This is a genomic window from Methylobacterium sp. WL64 (assembly GCF_008039945.1).
Classification (GTDB): domain Bacteria; phylum Pseudomonadota; class Alphaproteobacteria; order Rhizobiales; family Beijerinckiaceae; genus Methylobacterium.
Map to the genome: position 1 here is coordinate 1 of NZ_VRVA01000242.1, position 3,119 is coordinate 3,119.

Consider the following 3,119-nt stretch of genomic DNA (forward strand, 5'->3'; position numbering starts at 1 on the left):
CTGGCCTCAGCGTCCCACCAACCCCCATCGCCGAGGTGGTAGACTATCTGCCCGTGTGGCCGCCCGCAGCTCTCGCACCGGCCCTGTGCCCGGCCAAAGCGGATCGCCATCGACAGCTCGCGCCAGTCGATCGGGTAGAAGAAGCGGTGCTCGGGCCGGATCGGCATGACGGCGGCACTGTGCTACTCGTCGTGAAGAAAGCGTAGCGGTTAGTCGCTGACGTGGGAATGCGCGCCACGGCCCGCGTCACGCACCACATCAGACAGCGGCCGACATGCCCCTCGACGCCTGACGGAACCCGAGACCGAAGCGGTTCGCGAACACGTCCGCGGGCATCGGCTTGCCGAACAAGTAGCCCTGTCCCTCTTGGCAGCCCTTGGCTCGTAGACGAGCGTGCTCCGCCTCCGTCTCGATGCCTTCGGCGATCACCTCCAGCTTGAACCCATGCCCGAGTTGCAGGATCGCTCGCACGATCGTCACGTCTTGGTGCGAAGTGAGCATGCCGGTTACGAATGAGCGGTCGATCTTCAACCGGGTCAACGGAAAGCGCTTGAGTAAGCTGAGCGAGGCGTAGCCGGTGCCGTAATCGTCGAAAGCGATGCCGACGCCAGCCTCGCGCAGGCTGCGCAGCGCGGCCACCATCTCGGCATCGTGGCGCAGCACGATGTTCTCGGTGATTTCCAGCTCCAAGCCGGCGGCGGGGAAGCCAGTGTCGAGCAAGGTAGCACGCACCGTCTCGGCCAAGTCACCGCGCTGAACCTGGGCGCTGCACAGGTTCACCCCGATGCGGAACTCGGGCGCCCCCGCCTCGCGCCACGCCGCGGCCTGCGTGCAGGCGGTGCGTAGCACCCAGTCACCTACGGGCGCGGCGTAGCGGCTGATGTCGAGCACGTCCAGGAATGCCGCAGGCGCGAGCAGGCCACGCTCAGGATGCTGCCAGCGGATCAACGCCTCCGCCCCGACCAGCGAGCCGTCGCTGAGACGCACCTGCGGCTGGTAAAACAGCACGAACTCGCCACGCTCGACGGCTCGACCCAGCTCGTCCCGGCAGGAGCGGACGCGCTGCGCCTGCTGCCGGAGCACGGGAGTAAACAGCCGATGGCAGTCCCGGCCATCGCCCTTGGCTTGGTACAGGGCCAGATCCGCGCACGAGAGCAGGTCATCGGCGCTGTCGCCGTGCGCCGGCGCCATTGCGATGCCGACGCTGGTGCCGAGCCGAAGCGTCTGTCCCTCGTGCTCGAACGGCTCCGCGACCGCCGCGATGATCGTATCCGCCACCTCGGCCGCTCGCAGCGGATCGCCGATGTCGGGCATAAGCACCACGAACTCGTCGCCGCCCAGCCGTGAGACCGTGTCGATCGGACGAATGCACGCCAGCAGGCGGGCGGCCATCGCCTTGAGTGCGGCGTCGCCAGTGGCATGCCCGTGGCTGTCGTTGATCTCTTTGAAGCCGTCGAGATCGAACATCAGCACCGATACGGCACGCCCCGCGGTGACGATCTCGGTGAGCAGCTCGCACAGTACAGCCCGATTGGGCAGTTCGGTGAGGGGGTCGAGGTGGGCGAGGCGGAATAGACGGTCCTCGTTGGCGCGCCGCTCGCGGATGTCGCGCACGATCGCGCCGAACGCGGCTCGCCCCTGCTCCTCCCATCGGGACAGTGACAGCTCGATCGGGAACTCGGTGCTGTCTTTATGGCGAGCCGGCAACTCGACGGTCTTGCCCAGGAGCCGCGGTTTGCCGCCACCAGCGACGCGGTGCAGGCTACCGCCGTGGCCACCGCGCATGCGCTCGGGCACGATCAAGTCGATCGCGTGCCCGAGCGCCTCGGCGGCGCTGTAGCCAAAGATCCGCTCGGCGGCGGCATTCCAGAAGGTGATGTGGCCTGTTGCGTCGGCGCAGACGATGCCGTCCGGCGAGGTCGATGCAATCTGGACGAAGCGCGATTGGCTCGCCCGCTGGGCGACCTCTAATCGGCGCAGTTCTAAGCGATCGAGGGTAAGATCAGCCAGCTGCCGCAGGATCTGTCGGTCGGCGTCGGAGAAGCTGTTGCGCGGCCGCGTATCGGCGAGGCACAGCGTGCCGACGGCATGGCCCGAGGGCGCGTGCAGCGGGATGCCGGCGTAGAAGCGGATGTGCGGCGGCCCGGTGACGAGCGGATTGTCGTGGAAGCGTGGATCCAGGGTAGCGTCGAGGATAACGAGGACGTCTGTCTGCGCGACAGTGTGCGAGCAGAACGCGACCTCACGGTCAGTCTCGCACAGGCTGAGACCGACCTTGGCGTGGAACACCTGGCGGTCGCGATCGAGCAGAGAGACGAACGCGGTGGGAACCTGGAACAGGCGTGCGGCCAGGGCGACGATCTGAGCGAAGGCTGGCGCTGGCGCTGAGTCAACGAGGTCATACTCGGCCAGCGCCGCGATACGGGCGTCCTCTGCCACGAGGATGGGGGGAAGCCGCACGACAGGCACTCGAGGTTGCGTTCGGCTGCCACATTACTATGAGGTTGTTAAAAGAACCTCTAAGGGTTGTACGGTGTCGGCGCCGCTCTGGACGCTGCAACAGTCGCTGTAAGCCGGGGAAGAGGATTTATAGACTGTGGGCTAATGGAAGTGATTGAAACAGATCTGCAACCTTGGATCGAAAGCTATAGGAAACGCCGCTCTCGATCAGTGGCTGAAACCGCTGCGTGGAACATTGATGATCTGCAACTGCGTGATAGGAGCTTGAGCCTAGCCCTGTGCGCCTGACGTCAGCCTTAGGCTCGAACCCGCGACTGCCGAAGGAACGGTGATCAGGGTGCGCTACTCTGCTTGGTCAATACCGTAGCTGCGGGCAGCTCGTGCCAGACGGACGATGCCTTCAAGGTCCAAAGCGGCCCCGTTGGAGTCCTCTCCCAATCCGAGCCGTGTGAGTTCGGCCTGCAGAGCCTGCACCATCGTTTCGAGCGCCTGCCCCAGGAGGCGTAGGAACTATCGGAAATTCCGTGTGTGGGCGGCGGGTTGAACATCAGGCCGCCATGGCCCGGGTGAAGCGCTCGCCGAAGATGACGGCGAACTGCGCCTTGGCCATGACCCACTCACGCGGGCCCATCTTCCACGCCTTCTCGGAGCGGTTCAAG

General features: G+C 65.6%; 1 protein-coding gene. It reads right to left on the reverse strand.

Annotation, left to right across the window (positions count from 1 at the left end):
- Positions 1-258: 258 nt before the first annotated feature.
- Positions 259-2,439 carry a bifunctional diguanylate cyclase/phosphodiesterase gene (locus tag FV242_RS33350; RefSeq protein ID WP_210248994.1) on the reverse strand — a complete coding sequence of 727 codons (2,181 nt, stop codon included), beginning with the start codon at positions 2,437-2,439 and terminating at the stop codon, positions 259-261.
- Positions 2,440-3,119 lie beyond the last annotated feature (680 nt).